Genomic DNA, 16,714 nt, shown 5'->3' on the forward strand with positions numbered 1-16,714 from the left:
TTACCCTCATCAGTCAGCTGCGCTGACAGCTTCCCCCTAAGGGGGAAGCCTGTTTTCCTAAAATCGCATGTTACGTTTTTCGATGCCGAGCATCTGGCTTATTTTGACACCGAGGCGAATCATCCACATAGAGTTTTTGTAGTCCTCAGGAGTGTGGGCTGGGGAGTTGATGATTTCATCAAATTCCTCTGTTGTTACACCAAGCTTTTTAGCGATGTATTCCTTATCCTGCTCCATCTGGTCTGTATCATATGGATTAGTCTTTAGCTTTTCAAGTGCCTCTTCTCTAGTCATTGTGCCTGCAAGGATTTGTGTTGAGAATACGTTCTTTCTGGTATCAAATCCAAACTTATATGGCAAATAATATCCTTCGAAAAATCTGGTAAATACGTTTTCATAATGCTTATTTTCGTATTTAGTCCAGCCGTATTTTTCATGTAGGAATTCTTCGGCCTTAGCCTTATCATATACTACATAATCCAAAGGATAGAAACGCTTCATTCCATAAACATATTTGTACAATAATCTGTATTTAAGGATTCCACATGTAGGATATGTCTTCATTGGGCGCTTACCGAATTTCTTATGAATGTCCTTATACATTCTAAGGTCGTTCATGTATATCCATTCTACTGGTGGACGTACAAATTCTGTACTGTTGTTGGAACCAGTGAGTACCCACTTAATCTTATGCTTTACAGCATAGTTGTAGAGGGATGCAAAAATAGCATGATCCTGAGGTGCATCACAGCTACTGATTCCTGATTTAAACATAGATAATTGGAAGTCGCTCATCTCCTTCCAATTAATGACATCAGTATACATATCAAGGTCCATGCCCTTGACAATCTTTTCGATATTTTCAACTGCAACATTAAGGTTCCAGCCTGTATCTACAACGTAGATAAGTGGACGAAGATGCATGATTTCCTTAGCTATATATGCAAGATATGAGCTATCTGCTCCACCTGACATACCAAGAATACAATCATAATCCTTGCCCTCGCCATCCTTTCTAATCTGAGCAGCAACTCGCTCTAGCTCCTCACGATTTTCCTTTGTAGGGTCCCAGTATGGCTTTATATTTTTTTCAAAGTTACGGCAGTGGTCACAGACACCTTCTTCGTCAAATTCAATCATGGAATCTGTTGTGTCCATAACGCACTGGGTGCAACGTTGGTATTCTCTTTTTATTTTTGGTGTGTATATTGGCATGTTAACCCTCATCCGCCCCTGCGGGGCACCTTGTCTCGCCTCCCGGCTCGGTCGTTGCTAAACAGGCTCCACTGGAGCCTAGCAACCCCAGAGGGGGAAGGCTTTTATTTATTTTGATTTAATGTTTCTAGGATTTCGTCGGCGGTTACTACTTTGTCGAATCCTTCGGTGCTTTCCTTCTTAAACACGATTCTGATGGTCATCAGGATGAGCTTAAGGTCAAGTAGGAAGCTATAGTTTTCTATATACATAAGATCAAGCTTGATCTTATCGTATGCTGATGTATTGTATTTACCATAGATTTGAGCGTAGCCTGTGAGGCCGCCTTTTACCTTGCTACGGAATTCGAATTCTGGAATAGCTTCTGTGTACTTCTGTACATGTTCAATACGTTCTGGACGTGGTCCTACGATGGACATATCACCCTTAATGATATTGAAAAGCTGTGGAAGCTCATCCACACGGGTGGCTCTGATTACATGGCCAACCTTTGTGATTCTGTCATCGTCATCTGTGGCTGGACGCTGTTCAGCATCCTCAACCATACTTCTGAACTTAAGGATATCAAATACCTTACCATCTCTAGTGACTCTGGCCTGCTTGTAAAATACAGGGCCGTGGTCTTCAAGCTTGATTGCAATTGCAATAATAAGCATAAGTGGTGAAAGAACCACCGAAGCTATAGAGCAAAGCACTACATCAAAGAATCTCTTGATTATTCTCTGTTCAGGTGTAAGGCCTGTTGTGTTTATCATTACAAGTGGTGTATCAAACTGATGGATACCCTCGCCACCTGAAATAATTACATCGGAAATCTTTGGTGTGATATATGTTTCGATTTCGTGCATGTAGCAGTACTTCAACAAATCGTTACGCTGCTCGGCACTAACATCGGAAATAACTAATCCATCGTAATCAGCCAGCATCTTCACAATGTTATCGATGCCTTCGTCGATACTAACAATTCGTCTGATATTGTAGCTATCAGCTCTTGTATCCATTTTGAGCTTAAGACTAACAGATTCTTTGTTTCCGTAAACCATCAAAAGCTTGCTGGCCTTTGAATGGCTTTGATATATTGCAAAGAAAATATATACGCTGATTCCAGAAATAATGAAATCTCCTAATGTAAGCCAAAGCATTGGCGCCATAGGAATCATTAAGTTAGCCATAAGGCACAGCTGGAAATATGTTACCGCATTTACGATAAATATTGCTATCCACTGAGAAAACAGAACATCTGCAATCTTCAGGATTCCGTATTTGAATCCTTCACATAGATGTATGATAACAAGCATCAGCACGAAATATATTCCCATCAGTACGTATTTACCACGGCCTAAGAATGGGTAAAAATATTCACGGTCGAAAATCTGATACTTCCACACGAAATAATATGCAATTGCCATGATAGCAAGCTCGATAACACTTTCTATCTTTCTAACTGTGTTTTTATTTTTCACGCGATTATCTCCAATACTTTGTTTGCAATATAATCCATATCAGTAGTGTCATAAATCTGTGTCACTGGAAGTGGCACCAAAAATCTTGATAACTTCTTTTCGAAATCGTTAGTATCAGGTGATTCTACAATCCATCTCCACCAACGAGGTACGAATATGTTGTTATCAACTAATGCCTCGCGGACACCTTCCTTTTCAACTAAAAGAGGGTAAACCATTGGGGCACCATTTTCTAAATTAATGTTTAGCTTGTTATAAGCTGCAAGCTTACTGTGTAATCTTTCGAAATTAGATAGTCTTTGTTTTTCTACGGATTCCACATTAACAGTGGACATAAGCGCCTTTGTAAGAGGTGACATGTAAGCCATTCCCTCTTCGTTAATATGCTCTTCGTTGTCCTTGGACATTCCGTAAGCTGCATTTGGGCCGTCTTCTATAGCCTTAAGTAAAAATGTGGCATTGTCTGCACTGCTTCCCTGTGGGATATCCAGCTTCTTTAATGAATCGCTGACAAGATATGCTCCATCAGGAACACCGAAAAACTTACGACAGCTGTATGCACTGTAGGTTCCACGCATTGGCTTTGTGTAAAAACCCTGTGTGTTATCAAATAAAACATGTGAATGTTCAGCAATGATATCCTGCTGCATCACATGAGTCATTATTCCAAAGTAATTCGTATATACGAATAAAGCCTTATCGTTAAACCCTTCCTTTGGTGTAACTGGCATAAAGCTTTCATCAATGTTGTAATAAAGTGGTGTCACCCCTACTTCCTTCAAACCAGCTTCGACTGTCTTGCAGGTATAATAAGGGATGTAACAGTGTGTAAAACCGCCTTCTAAACAGGCATAGGCGATAGCATTGCGCCCTGAATTAAGGGCAACGCTATCAAAGCCTTTGAATAAATCAATGTTTAGTTTGTTTAATTCTAATGGGAGGCAGCCTCCGTATTCTTTTTTCATTATTTATCAAATCGTCCTACAAAATCCATTGTGCTGCATTCCTTCATTGGAAGGTCTACAGGTTCGCCTGTTGCGGCTGACTTATAAATAGCAAGAACCATTTCAAGTGCACGACGTCCTGCCTCACCATTTACGTATGGCTCTCTGTCGTTTTCGATTGCATCGATAACATCCTTGTAAAGCTTTGTGTGACCAAAACCATATACGTTTGGAGGAAGCTCTGAGCATTCCTTCTTAACTTCTTCTGGCTCATCGATGTAATCTGAGAAGTTCCACTCCTCAAGAAGGTTAACTGCATCGCCACCAGCTTTTACAGTTCCCTTATCACCAAATATGTAAAGTGTCTCCTCAAGGTTCTTAGGGAAGACATCTGTTGTTCCTTCGATAATACCATAGCTTCCGTTAGCAAACTGCACTAAGGCAATACCTAAATCCTCTGCCTGAATGTATGGATGCTTTAATCTGTCTGTCATACCGATAACACGTACAACATCATCACCCATCATCCAACGAAGCAAATCGATATCGTGGATACACTGATTCATAAGTGCGCCACCATCCTGCTCCCATGTGCCTCTCCAGCTTGCACGATCATAATATTCGTGGTCTCTAGCCCAGCGGATGTGAGCTGTACCGTAAAGAAGCTTTCCGAATCTACCCTTCTCTAAAGCTTCACGAATCATCTGGATAGATTTGTTAAATCTGTTCTGGTGACATGCACAAACCTTAACGCCCTTGCGGTGACCAGCTTCGATAATCTTATCTGCATCCTCGAGTGAAAGAGCGATTGGCTTTTCAATGATTACATTACAGCCTGCCTCGATACAATCAAGAGCGATAGCTGCGTGCTTACCAGATTCTGTAGCAATGGCTACTAATTCTGGCTTCTGCTCAGCAAGCATCTGCTTATAATCTGTATATTGCTTAACATAATTCTCGTCCAAATCAAATTTTCTGATCTTGTCGAGAGTGTTTTTTAGGTCCAAATCACAAAGTGCAACTAAATCAAGTCCTGTCTTCTGTGATGCTACTACATGGTTTGGAGAGATTCTACCACATCCAATAATTGCATACTTCATTGTTTAATCCTCCTGATTTTTGCCTGCTGTTTTGATTAAAACAAAGGCAATAAAATATACTAAGTATGATGTTATATATTTGTAATACATATCAAGTCCTATATCCATAAAGAATACTGAAACTAAAAGGGATAGAACCAGTATGCATACCTGTCTGTTTTTAGAAATAAATGTTTTGATTAGCAGATAAACTGGGAACCAATAATAAAGTACAAATCCTACAATACCGTAAGAGAATAATACTTCCATAAAGTTGTTATGAATCTGCAAATGCTTGTACATAGTCACGCCGTTTTCACGGTATTCTTCTAAGTTAGAATATGGCATAGCCTTAAACGCATAGAAGCCATGACCGAAAAGTGGAGCCTCCCAGAAATGTTCCTTGAAGGCTGCTGCAACAGCCATTCGCTGGCCAGTGCTTGTGTGCAAATCGTAATCTGCATCATTTACACCTGTAAATAATTCCACGAATCTGCTTCCAATTATTCTATACAGAAGCGGAACAGTCATAACAAGAATCACCCCTACTACCATAGCGACAGCCAAGATAATGAGGTTTCGCTTTAAAATCTGTTTGTCCTTTGATGAACCAACAATCATTATAATAAATACGAACACTAATGGAATCATAGATGACTTGGAGCCAGATGCAAATATCTGGAATATTCCAAGCACAACTGCCCATCCATAGTATTTCAGCTTTTTATTAGCATATATATTATATAGAATTGGAACAAGACATACCAATATAATATTTGCTGTATCCACACAAGTACCAGCTGGTGTTGCACCAACACGTGATTCTGATATTGTTCCATCCACCCATTCAGACCAAACTGGATCGAAAATCAGGCTTGTGATAAGTGATGTTACAATCAAGCATGAACCTGCGGCTGATAAGATACCAAGCAAATCCTTATGATTATAATACAAAATAACCATAATACATAGCGATGGAACTATAGTAAGCAATGCGTACTGTCTGCTGTAAAAATCAAGTGGTGTTCCTATGTTGTAATGTCCATAGATGAACACTAACACTGAAAAAGCAACAAGCCAAAGTGAGGCAAGGTTCAAAGTGGATGCTTTTGCAAGGGCCTTATCCTTAAGCATAAGCACACCAATGAAAAGAATTGCCAAACCAGTGAAGGCTGCATTTGTAAGCATGAATCCCTTATTGTAGGTAACACCTAAGTTACATCTTGCAAAAAATATTGCTGCTATGATTATTGTTGATATGATCTTTTTGTTCTTTGTAATTAATTCCATAATTATTCTCTATTCTTAGCTTATAGACCAAATGCATTTGGGGCTGTATTGTACCAGACTACTCTTATATTCAATTGCTGAAGATAAGCACCCAATGCTCCTGCTGTATAATTAGCACTTGTCATGATTTTATCTGGTGTATCAAATATTGCTATTTGAGGACTTACAGTTTCGTAAAATCCTGTATCCTCTGGCATACTGTTGTTGCCGTGATGACCACACTGAAGTATGTCAGCCTTTAAGCTTTCTCCATAAGTCTTTACCAGATAATCGGCCATGTATTTACTATGACAATCAGCACATATTAGTGCGCTTCGACCTGCTGTTTCCATTTTGAAAACAAGTGAATCGTTGTTTGGAATATCCTCACCACAATCCACTACAACCTGATCGTAGCTGTTAAAGAATGTGATTTTTAAATCATCAAATGCGAGCACATCATTTCTGGCTACATAATTGATGTTATCAGCGTCCTTTGTGATTTCCATGAATGTATCAAAGGAATCTACATCATCCCACTCCTGTGCCACCTGATAGAACTTATCAGCATCAAGCGGAGTAACGTAAATCTCTTTTATTTCAATCCCCTGTGGGTCAGCATATATTGCGTTAAATGAATCTATATGGTCCTGATGATAATGGGTAAGAATCCATGCATCTACAACTCCACCATGAGCGTTAATAGCATCTCTTACTGTCTGTTCATTGGCAGCATCACCGCCATCTATAACGATAAAAGTGCCATCAGAAACATTTTCCACTGTATAGCAGATGCCCTGGTCTCCAGAAGCCATTGCATATTCTGTCATAATCCATGTAGGCTCATAAGGCTCAAGTACAGCATAATGTGCAGTGCGTCCATATAGCTTAAAGCCGTAGTTAAGATATGTGTTTAATACATTATCAACTGCGGATACAACCACATAGCTTACGTTATTTTCCTTAGCGTATCTGACTATCTCAGATGGATCAGGCTTTTCGTTGGTAAGCTCATATGCTTCATCAGGTAGTGATCTTGAGTATGGCATTGAAAATCGGCTATCCATCTGTCTTAGATAAACTGCGATATCTTGTGGCGCCATGATTCTGATAACATCGCTATCATCATCCGCAAACAAGTCACATATAGTAATTACATCCTGTGGTACCTTATTACGATTTTCTGCTTTAGTGAACCAATCTTCAGTGTAGATGCATTTGCCAAGCACTGCTATCAATGCGCAAACGCCAATTACACCTGCTAGCTTTTTAACACCTGTAAACCTTTTCAATACAAGTGTAAACATATAGGCTATAACAGCCATTATAGGAATCAGGCTATAAAACCTGAGATAATACTGGTCGAAGGTTGTAGGCTCTAAAAACTTCCTACATACGAACAAAGTAATAGGATTATATATGAAAACTAATACCACCACGGAAAACCATAGGAAGGTATATCGTTTTATTTTTTCTTTTTCCAAAAATAGTATGGCAATAAGTGCTACTGTAAACAGGAAAGCAAAACCGAAGCTTCCCCAGTATGCCTTTGTCATACTAAAGAAATAGTTTAGTGAAACCATTGAAGCCACCATTCATTTCTTCTTCTGTTTTTAAAGTATTTGAAATCGTAGCTCTGCATATCCTGCTGCAACATCCAAATAAACACATAGAATATACTTACATATACTGGTCCGATAAGGCTAGCAAGTAAATAACGGATTCCGTAGATTCTTCTGTGATATACACACATCATTGCCCATATCAACACTGTAAGTATTGGGATAAATAATACTGCTAAAGATGTAAGTGAGCTAACGCCTATTGATACTGCTGCAATAGGAAGCATGTATGCAGTCTTAATATCCTTTCTATATAGCCTTGTCAAATAAAGCATAAAGAATGGAACTGCGATTACGGAAAGTACTGCCTTCCCCTGCCAGATAGCACCTAGCAATCTGAATGTAGATGAATAATGTGAGTACAATCCAAAAATATATCCGACAGAAAGAACTATAAGAAAAATCAATCTGTCCTCAAGCTTATTAAACAGAAAGCTTGCCATATAATAAAAATTAAAATAGGCAATCAATAATAATAGCACTGGCAAAATAGTATGATACACAGTTGTTACTTCAAATCCTGATGTTGAAGACAGCATTGCCACATAGGTTCCCCAAGAAGCAACTGCTCTTTTCTCCTGAACATTAGGAATTGTGCCGTCAATATAATTAACGCAGGAAAGTGTATCTGTTTCTATTGTATCCTTGCTGGTAACTACGTAATCATAATCATCATAAGACCATTCATTGATTTCGTAACCAAATGCCATGTATAACTGCAAGGCAAGCAAGCCTGCAAAAAGTATCGCATATACGATAGTAAACTTATCCTCTTTGGTCTGTTCCTTGACTGATGCTATTTTAAAGCGCATCTTGTTAAAAGGTCTTTTGAGCTTATTTCTATCGACCCATATCCAGCCAAGCACAAGGATAACCATTACTACAGCATAGGCCTTTAGTAGCATTGTATAAGCACCATGCAGTGGATCATTTAATGTACACCAATTTTGAATCCACTCAATTATGGTGTATAAAATGTAAAAGATTGCCAGATTACCGAAGAAACCTACCAGATAATCGGCAATCCAATTAGTCCTTGCCCTATATGTAATTAGTCTGCCCACGGCTATTGGCAACAATGTAAAGTGCAATAGGAAGGCCAATGCTCTAATTAATATCATTAGTTAATTCCTAATTTCTTTTTCATCATAAATTCTGCGATTTCGAAATCGATTGGATAATCAATATCGATTGAGTCTGCTCTGCTCATAATGTAAGCATAAGTGTTATCGCAGTAGTAAGTGCGCTGCTCCTTAAGAAGCTTGTAATCCAAAATATAGATTGCACCGTTTGGGATATAGTATGTAGCGTTTGTCTGGCGGTTAGCTACGTTAGAGCCCTTAGCGCCAAAGCCTGCATTTTTGATACGGCCCTGTTCGTCCATGGTGTGATACCAACCTACTGGACATTCTGCCTCTGTAAACGAGATAAGTGTTGTGGCACCGTCATGCTCAAACTGCTCGATAGCTTCGTTGATGTTATTCTCATCACGAAGTGGAGCTGTTGGAAGAAGTACCATGAACTTCTCAACAGGCTTGCCTGTTTCGTTTGCTACAAATTCTGCTGCGTGAAGATATACATCTACAGCTGATGCTGTATCGCTGGCAAGCTCAGCTGGACGCATGAATGGAACCTCTGCGCCAGCTTCACGTGCAACACGTGCTATGTCTTCGTCATCTGTTGTAACGATGACTCTGTCTATTTTATCTGCTTTTAAGGCAGCCTGGATTGTGTGAGCAATCAGAGGCTTGCCGCAGATTTCTTTTATGTTTTTGCCTGGGACGCCTTTTGAGCCGCCTCTGGCTGGTATAAATGCTATCATTTTCCACCTCATCAGTCAGCTACGCTGACAGCTTCCCCTCAAGGGGAAGCCTTTTATTTATAAATCTGTCCACTGAAGAATATCATCATACTTTACATCATGATTTAATGTGCGGCCAAGAACCATTTCGTAGTACTTTGGTGAGATTCCTATGCCTGGGCGCTTGTAGTCAAGATCATCCATTGTAAGTACGTGGCCTGCTGGCATGTCGTGCTTAGCAACGATAGAACGCTTGAATTCCTCGCGGCGCTTCTCGTCCTCAACTACTACCTTGCGATAGCTTCCGAGCATGTTGTAACCACTTCTTGCAGCGTCACAGATAGCCTTAAGCTCTGCTGGGTCTGCACTAACCTTGTGATCCCAGCCTTCCATGTTCTTATCCATTGTGAAATGCTTTTCAATGATGCAAGCATTCTTTGCAATACTCATGATTGGTGCAACAGTGCCGATTGTATGATCAGAATATCCAACTGGGTAATCAAATACCATGTTGTACATATCCATGTTGTTAAGGTTAACGATTTCATCTGTTGGTGGGTACATAGATACGCAGTGAAGGATTGCGATTTCGTGGCATCCACCTTCCTCAAGTGCCTGGATAGCTGCGCATACATCATCCATGCCTGTAAGACCTGTAGAGATAACAACAGGAACACCCTTGCTACCTACGTGCTTTAAGAATGGAATGTTCTCAACATCAAGAGATGCAATCTTAAGGAATGGTACATGAAGCTCATCAACAAGCATATCTGCTCCTGCCATAGAAAATGGTGTAGAACAGAAGTCGATGTCTAACTCATCGCAGTACTTCTTAAGCTCGATGTGCTGTTCCTTAGATACAGCATATTTTTCCATAATAGACTTAAGAGTGTAATCTGTACGGTTACGATAATCATCTCCAAGGAAATAGTTATCTTCGTACTTCTTCTTAGAGAAGAGGTCATCTACTGTCCAAGACTGAAGCTTAACAGCGTCAGCACCGCACTCCTTTGCTGTCTTTATAAGTGTTTTAGCTAAATCCATATCACCATTGTGGTTAGCACCAAGCTCTGCTATGATGTATGGTCTTTGATTTCCAGCAACTAAATCTGCATAATTAAATCTCATATGAATCCTCCATTTGAATATCACTCCACCAGTATCCCTGGTGATTATTTGAAAGCTTAAGATCAGTCTTATCAACCTCACCCAGCTTAGCCTCTAAATATTTAAAGTAATCATACCTTTTAGCAAGATTACTGTAGTGAGTAGCTTTTACAGCATACTCCTTTGATAAATCTCTGGTAGTGCCTGCGGTGTTATCTTCATATATGCGATAAATGGTGTCTGCGTTATCAACGCAAGCGCCCTTACCAATATCAAGAATTATTCTGCTAAACAAATACCAGTCAAAAACTGCTACTGCACCTTCATTAAGGCTGTCTATAAATTCCTCGCTAAGGCTTGTAAGCCTGATGCCTGTATTAGACAATCCAAGGAAGTTTCCCTGAGAAATATCCTTAATGTTTTCCACTGTCTTAGGTAAGGTTTTAAACACGTCCTCACCCTTTTCAGTAACGAACTTATTATAAAAGAATACTTTGTCTTTGTCTAATTCAAAAGCCTGCTTGTAGCTGGCCATTCTGGATGGCGCAATAGTGTCATCGGCATCAACAAGAACTATGCTTTCATAGCCTAGGTTCTTAGCAGTTTTCAGCATTTCGATGCGAGTTCCGGCAATGCTTAGCTTCTTATCGCTAATATCCTCAATGTGGATATTGATGCCATGAACGGTATTTTGTATTTGTTTTTCTACTTCTACAAGCTCATCCTTTGTGTAATTGTCGTTAATTATCAACAGGTCGAAGTCCTTATTGGATTGGTTATCCACGGATGTTAGTAGGGCCTGTAGATAGGGGTGGGCTTGTTTGTAGATTACTGTGGATAATGCTGTCTTCATAATCATACCCTCATCAGTCAGCTGCGCTGACAGCTTCTCCCTACTTAGGGAGAAGCCAAGTAGGTGTCCATGTAGTCCATTAGTTTTTTCTTGGAGAAGTGTTCCTTGTTGTAGGCTAAGGCGTTTTCTCCCATTTGTAGGCGAAATACTTCAGGGAGATTACGCATGGCTATGATGTTCATAGCTAATGCTCTGGCATCTCCAATATCTGAGCACATACCGCATTTTGCTTCTACAATAACTCTTTCTGTTTCGCCCTTGGCTGAGGCAATAATTGGCATTGCACATGCCATGTATGACTGAAGCTTGGCAGGGATTGTCTTTGCGAACAATTCATCATCTGCAAATGAAATAAATGCTGCATCACCTTTGGCTAAAAGTGCAGGAACCTCTGTTGGTTTTACTCTTCCTGCGAACTCGAAAAGATCCCAAACGCCTTCGGCTGTGATACTTTCCTTGAAGCTTTCTCTGGCTCTTCCATCTCCAACTATGGTGAATCGGATATCCTTAACACCTTCGTTTCTGATGATGGCTGCTGCCTTTGGTAATATCTCTAGTCCCTGTGCCTGACCTATGTTTCCTGTGAATATTACATTAAAGCCTTTATGCTCAACCTTTTCCTTTGGCTCGTAGAATTCTTCAGCGTACTGAGGCCAGAAGCTTACCTTATCCTGCTCGTCCTCATCTACGTATTTACGAATTGAATCTACAAAGCTTGGGCTGGTTCCCCAGATGTGGTCGCAACCCTTATATATCTTTCTCACCATTCGCTCTATTGGCTTAACCATAAGTGGCGAATGAATGCCTGTAATCATTTCTACGTTTTCTGGCCATAAGTCCTGTACGTATAAGTAACATGGTACATGGTGTTTTTTAGCGTAGGCCACGCCTACCTTACATTGATTCATTGGTGATGTTTCAAACATGTAAACTTCATCAGCCTTAATACGTGTAAACATGTTCCAGAAAAATCCAAAAAATGGGAAGCTAAGATAATTTAGTACCAATCCAAGCTTGCCATTACCTCTTGGTATCAGCGGAATACGATGAATTTCTACACCATTTATTATTTCATGTCTCTTCTTAAAAAGGCCGTAGCCTTCGTATATTTTCCCCTCAGGATAATTAGGGAGGCCAGTTAAAACAGAAACCTTGTAGCCTCTTTTTACCCACTCAAATGCCATATCATTTATTCTGAACTGCTCAGGATAAAAATACTGGCATACTATCAATATATGTTTGTCCATTTATGTTCTCGAATCTATCTATATTTTTAAACGCACAAATATCGCCCATATACTTTGGGCGATATTTATTTACATTACGAATGGTGCTGGCATTCCATCTCTCAAGTGGAAAAGGAAATGTAACAATCCACACATTGAGAAAATAAGCATAATGTTTTGAATATAAATCAGAGCCAACGCCAGCTTGTTTTCCTTGGCATCTGTTCCAAGTCCTATACACATGCACATGTATACAGGTATCAAATATCTAAATGAAATCTGAATTCTCTGACTTCCTTCTGCTGGAGTAAATCGTGTCATGCATCCAATGAAGATTGCTACTACACACAGCACAAGACCTAAGCCTAAAACAACCATCTGCCACTTTTTAATACGGTTACCCTTGATGAATACCATACCTGCGAGTAAACAGATAAGCATAACGATAATGCAAACCCATGGCACTTCAGCGTTAAGCTTAATATGACCAAGCTCGCGACCAATAATGTGGTTGATGTTGTACCAAAAATCTACCTTAATTCCGTCCCATGTAAACTTAAGCACCTCAAGCTTATGGTCTACAAAATATTCCCAGCTAAGTGCTTCTCTTGAAGTATCAGTTTCGATGGTATTTCCACTCCACTTCCAGAACACATTTACCATAATGAAATAGTAATACTTAGTAATAACCTTCTTGGCAACAACTACAACGCCAAGACCAAGTACTCCAAGAATCACATATTCGTACCACTTTTTAGAAAGCACTACGTCTGTCCACCATTTCTTAAGTGGGATAGCGAAGAACCATACTGCAAAAAGTGCATATACGATTTTGTTTGGAATAAGTATAACTACGCAGCCTGCAAGGATGATAATATCCCAAGCATGAAGCTTAACCTGTGGCTGACTATAATACAAAACAAGTGTAAATAAAGCTAATGAAAACAGGATACTCATGTTATCGTACGAGTATGAGCTACATATATGTAACACTCCTGGGAACAAAGCAAAAGTGAAAAACTGCTGTTTTCCAACAGGCAAAAGCTTAAGAGCAATATAGCCTGCAATTATAAGTGATAGGGAGTTAAAAAATCTTCCCATGAATATTACACCGGCAAAACCAAAACCTAAAAGTCTTGCCAAAGTAATACCTGCACCAGATACCAAATATCTGGATGCCTTTGATGGTGCTATTTTACATTCAACATTGCCCTGCATATCATCTGCATGCTTAAAGTAATTGCCCTGCGCCAATATTGCGTATTGATAAGGGAATGTAACATCCAGATATGGCATCATGTAATAATCTTCTGCACGCATGTAAAAGAACGATTCATCCTGCACCCAGCTACCAAGCTTACTGGTATCCATGCTAAGGTTGTGATCCTTCATTCCAAGCATTATGTTAGAACAATGATAAGCACTGTAATAATGCTGAACTTCATCTGGTCCTGAAATAGGTGGCATAACAAGCTGCATACAGAATGTCCAGCCGATAGCCATGATTACGAATAATCTTGGATAAGACCAGTCCTTGTTCTTTACAAGCATCCTTGTAAGATAAACTGTAAGTGCAATCATTACGATGAAGATGATTGCAAAATATGCATTATATCTTTTTGTTGATGTCAAATTAACACAATTTGTAAAGAAAAAAACAAGCGCTGCAACGATGCTTACTGCAGCAACTGCCACAGCTCCTATTTGAAATCCCTTTTCTTTATTCATGTCTGAAAAATATGACTTAATTTTTTCCACTATTAATCCCTTTCAAGCAATCTTATCTGCCTGCAAGTCTACGTTCCATCTTGCTAAGCTCATCCAGCTGGCCCATGTCCATCCATGTGTTTTCGTTGATTGGATAAACGCCAACTTTTTTGCCGTCGTCCTTAAGTCTGTTAATGATATCTGGGAAGCCGATGAATTCGCCGTCCTTGATATAATCAATAACCTCTGGTTCAACTATATAAATACCAGTGTTTGTGAAGAAGCTAAACTCTGGTTTTTCTTTCATGTCTAAGATATTTCCATGCTCTCCAAACTCTACCACGCCATAAGCCACCTGGAAGTTTCTAAGGGAGCATACCATAGTAATCAGATTACCCTCTTTTTTATGATGTTCATAAATCTTTGAGTAATCCTCTTCAATTAAGATATCGCAATTAGTAAGGATAAATGTCTCATCAATCTTGCCTCTTAAAAGGGCAAGGCCGCCTCCTGTACCAAGAGGCTTATCCTCATCCACAAAATCAATACTATAAGGTCTCTCAGCCTCGCCAAAATAAGACTTAATCATATTCTTCTTATGATTAACAATCATTATCATTCTATCAATTCCATAATCTGCAAAGCTATCCATGATAAGCTCTGCGATAGGCTTCTCGCCTACTGGAATAAGTGGCTTTGGAAGAATTCTTGTGTATGGATAAAGCCTTGTACCCTTGCCACCTGCCATCATAACAACAGGGGTACTAAGGGTAGAATGCTTTTTATAATGATTCTCACTCCAGAAGACTGTATCAATTACATGGCCTTCGTCATCTACAATTGGAAGTCCTTCTATGTTGTGACGATAGAGGAAGTTACGTGCATCTTCTTTTTCTTCTTCCTTCAAGCTTCTAGGCTTGTAATTTGCTATAGATTTTACAGGTTCGTTTAAATCTCCACCTGATAAAATGTATCTACGAACATCTCCCTCTGAAAGAGCTGCCAACAGCTTATTGTCATCATCAACAATAAAAACTGTGCGGCGGCTGCTAGCATCAAATGTTCGCATCGCATGTAAAATTGTGTCATCTTCCTTTATGAATACATTTTCCATAATAATTTACTCCGCAAAATTTTTAATTACGTCTATAACGCGGTTTACGCCGGCTTCGTCGAGGTTGGTTGAGCATGGTACGTTTACTACGCGGTGCCAATACCATGGTGCGCAGGTTAAGTCGTAAGTGCGAGCACCCTCGTATGGAAGCTGATCAGAGATAAGTCCCCAAATTGGACGTGACTGAATATGTGCTTCCTTAAGTGCTTCGATAAGCTTATCACGACCCTCTTCGTCGTTTTCAAATACTACTGAATAGAACCAGTAGTTGCTACGGATTCCTGGTCTGAAATCCTGAACGTGAAGTCCTGGCATCTTATCGATAGCTTCCTTGTAAAGGTGATAATTCTTAGTCTTAACCTTGATGAAATCTTCAAGCTGTTCCATCTGAGCAAGTCCAAGTGCTGCCTGAAGATTTGTAAGTCTATAGTTATAGCCGATTTCATCATGGATGAAATTAGCCTGATCTGCCTTTGCCTGTGTTGTTAAATGCTTAGCATGAGCAAGAAGTGCTTCGTCATTAGAAACAATCATACCGCCACCACCAGTAGTGATAATCTTATTTCCGTTGAATGAATAGCAGCCTAATGTACCGATTGTACCGGCAAACTTCCCTGCATACTTACCCTCTGTATAATATGTTCCAAGAGCCTCTGTGGCATCCTCGACAACCTTGAGGTTATACTTTTCAGCTATAGGCATGATGGCTTCCATATCTGCCATGTTACCAAATACATGAACAACAACCATTGCCTTAATCTGACGGCCTGTTGCTCTATCAACAAGCTTACCGTCAGTGAAATCACACTCTTCTTCGCAGAACTTCTTAAGCTTTACAGGGTCCATGCAAAGACTGTCGTCACAATCCATGAAGATTGGCTCGGCGCCAGCGTACTTTGTAGGGTTTACTGCTGCAATAAAAGTAAGTGTAGGAACGATTACTGCATCACCTGGCTTTACACCACAAAGCATCAAACTGATGTGAAGTGCTGATGTACCGTTCTGTGTGCTAACTGCAGCTGGAGTATGAACGTACTCGGCTACCTTCTTTTCAAAATCTGATACGTAAGGGCCTGCTGTGGATACCCACTCAGTCTCTACTGCATCAGTAACGTACTTCAATTCATTTCCCTTTAAATTTGGCACTGAAAGTGCAATAAATTCATCCGCCATTTCTCTACCTCTAATCCGATGAACCATAAGCCATATACACATGCAACGACACGCTTTCGCTCTGCTTGCCCTCGTTGCGTTACGTAAGATGCTCCTTTCAGGACCATCTAAGTAACGACGGGGCAAGAAGGTCTTATGCAT

14 protein-coding genes are annotated in these 16,714 nt (G+C 39.9%); all 14 read right to left on the bottom strand.

All coding sequences use genetic code 11. The annotated features are described in order from the left end of the window. Nucleotides 1-57 precede the first annotated feature (57 nt). On the bottom strand, nucleotides 58-1,215 hold the full coding sequence (locus tag G611_RS0102805; RefSeq protein WP_036947877.1) for an N-acetyl sugar amidotransferase: 1,158 nt from the start codon (nucleotides 1,213-1,215) through the stop codon (nucleotides 58-60). A 104-nt stretch (nucleotides 1,216-1,319) separates the two neighbouring features. Then, entirely contained in the window at nucleotides 1,320-2,678 is a 1,359-nt protein-coding gene (locus tag G611_RS13680; protein WP_036947879.1) for a sugar transferase, read from the bottom strand. After that, nucleotides 2,675-3,643, bottom strand: a complete 969-nt coding sequence (locus tag G611_RS0102815) for a hypothetical protein (RefSeq protein WP_028242324.1) — start codon at nucleotides 3,641-3,643, stop codon at nucleotides 2,675-2,677. Before G611_RS0102815 ends, G611_RS13680 begins: the two co-directional genes overlap by 4 nt. Continuing rightward, nucleotides 3,643-4,722 carry a Gfo/Idh/MocA family protein gene (locus G611_RS0102820; protein WP_028242325.1) on the bottom strand — a complete coding sequence of 360 codons (1,080 nt, stop codon included), beginning with the start codon at nucleotides 4,720-4,722 and terminating at the stop codon, nucleotides 3,643-3,645. Before G611_RS0102820 ends, G611_RS0102815 begins: the two co-directional genes overlap by 1 nt. 3 nt (nucleotides 4,723-4,725) lie before the next feature. Further along, complete coding sequence (locus G611_RS0102825; protein WP_028242326.1) at nucleotides 4,726-5,991, bottom strand: O-antigen ligase family protein; 1,266 nt, start codon at nucleotides 5,989-5,991, stop codon at nucleotides 4,726-4,728. A gap of 20 nt (nucleotides 5,992-6,011) precedes the next feature. After that, a complete protein-coding gene (locus G611_RS15105) occupies nucleotides 6,012-7,553 on the bottom strand; it encodes a ComEC/Rec2 family competence protein (RefSeq protein WP_196801529.1) in 1,542 nt (513 codons plus the stop codon). Further along, a complete protein-coding gene (locus tag G611_RS0102835) occupies nucleotides 7,541-8,713 on the bottom strand; it encodes a DUF6077 domain-containing protein (RefSeq protein WP_028242327.1) in 1,173 nt (390 codons plus the stop codon). The genes G611_RS15105 and G611_RS0102835 overlap by 13 nt, the downstream gene beginning before the upstream one ends. After that, a complete protein-coding gene (locus G611_RS0102840; RefSeq protein WP_028242328.1) occupies nucleotides 8,713-9,414 on the bottom strand; it encodes a cytidylyltransferase domain-containing protein in 702 nt (233 codons plus the stop codon). Before G611_RS0102840 ends, G611_RS0102835 begins: the two co-directional genes overlap by 1 nt. Before the next feature lie 57 nt (nucleotides 9,415-9,471). After that, nucleotides 9,472-10,521 (bottom strand): N-acetylneuraminate synthase family protein, encoded by a 1,050-nt coding sequence (locus G611_RS0102845; RefSeq protein ID WP_028242329.1) that lies wholly within the window; start codon nucleotides 10,519-10,521, stop codon nucleotides 9,472-9,474. Further along, nucleotides 10,511-11,353, bottom strand: a complete 843-nt coding sequence (locus tag G611_RS0102850) for a glycosyltransferase family A protein (RefSeq protein WP_028242330.1) — start codon at nucleotides 11,351-11,353, stop codon at nucleotides 10,511-10,513. The genes G611_RS0102845 and G611_RS0102850 overlap by 11 nt, the downstream gene beginning before the upstream one ends. A 44-nt stretch (nucleotides 11,354-11,397) precedes the next feature. Next, entirely contained in the window at nucleotides 11,398-12,600 is a 1,203-nt protein-coding gene (locus G611_RS0102855; protein WP_028242331.1) for a glycosyltransferase family 4 protein, read from the bottom strand. Between the two features lie 69 nt (nucleotides 12,601-12,669). Further along, nucleotides 12,670-14,307: a DUF2142 domain-containing protein gene (locus tag G611_RS0102860; protein WP_196801530.1), complete on the bottom strand. Its 1,638-nt coding sequence runs from the start codon at nucleotides 14,305-14,307 to the stop codon at nucleotides 12,670-12,672. A 52-nt stretch (nucleotides 14,308-14,359) separates the two neighbouring features. Further along, nucleotides 14,360-15,400 (bottom strand): sugar phosphate nucleotidyltransferase, encoded by a 1,041-nt coding sequence (locus G611_RS0102865; protein ID WP_155942232.1) that lies wholly within the window; start codon nucleotides 15,398-15,400, stop codon nucleotides 14,360-14,362. A 6-nt stretch (nucleotides 15,401-15,406) separates the two neighbouring features. Next, nucleotides 15,407-16,600, bottom strand: coding sequence for a LegC family aminotransferase (locus G611_RS0102870; RefSeq protein WP_330362013.1), 1,194 nt, complete (start codon nucleotides 16,598-16,600; stop codon nucleotides 15,407-15,409). Nucleotides 16,601-16,714: the final 114 nt, after the last annotated feature.

This window comes from Pseudobutyrivibrio ruminis AD2017 (assembly GCF_000424305.1).
Lineage (GTDB): Bacteria > Bacillota > Clostridia > Lachnospirales > Lachnospiraceae > Pseudobutyrivibrio > Pseudobutyrivibrio ruminis_B.

Bases quoted from the DNA above. Each gene is read 5' to 3' on its own strand.
- G611_RS0102805 (WP_036947877.1), bottom strand. From the start codon at position 1,215: ATGCCAATATACACACCAAAAATAAAAAGAGAATACCAACGTTGCACC.
- G611_RS0102815 (WP_028242324.1), bottom strand. From the start codon at position 3,643: ATGAAAAAAGAATACGGAGGCTGCCTCCCATTAGAATTAAACAAACTA.
- G611_RS0102820 (WP_028242325.1), bottom strand. From the start codon at position 4,722: ATGAAGTATGCAATTATTGGATGTGGTAGAATCTCTCCAAACCATGTA.
- G611_RS0102825 (WP_028242326.1), bottom strand. From the start codon at position 5,991: ATGGAATTAATTACAAAGAACAAAAAGATCATATCAACAATAATCATA.
- G611_RS15105 (WP_196801529.1), bottom strand. From the start codon at position 7,553: ATGGTTTCACTAAACTATTTCTTTAGTATGACAAAGGCATACTGGGGA.
- G611_RS0102835 (WP_028242327.1), bottom strand. From the start codon at position 8,713: ATGATATTAATTAGAGCATTGGCCTTCCTATTGCACTTTACATTGTTG.
- G611_RS0102840 (WP_028242328.1), bottom strand. From the start codon at position 9,414: ATGATAGCATTTATACCAGCCAGAGGCGGCTCAAAAGGCGTCCCAGGC.
- G611_RS0102845 (WP_028242329.1), bottom strand. From the start codon at position 10,521: ATGAGATTTAATTATGCAGATTTAGTTGCTGGAAATCAAAGACCATAC.
- G611_RS0102850 (WP_028242330.1), bottom strand. From the start codon at position 11,353: ATGAAGACAGCATTATCCACAGTAATCTACAAACAAGCCCACCCCTAT.
- G611_RS0102855 (WP_028242331.1), bottom strand. From the start codon at position 12,600: ATGGACAAACATATATTGATAGTATGCCAGTATTTTTATCCTGAGCAG.
- G611_RS0102860 (WP_196801530.1), bottom strand. From the start codon at position 14,307: ATGAATAAAGAAAAGGGATTTCAAATAGGAGCTGTGGCAGTTGCTGCA.
- G611_RS0102865 (WP_155942232.1), bottom strand. From the start codon at position 15,400: ATGGAAAATGTATTCATAAAGGAAGATGACACAATTTTACATGCGATG.
- G611_RS0102870 (WP_330362013.1), bottom strand. From the start codon at position 16,600: ATGGTTCATCGGATTAGAGGTAGAGAAATGGCGGATGAATTTATTGCA.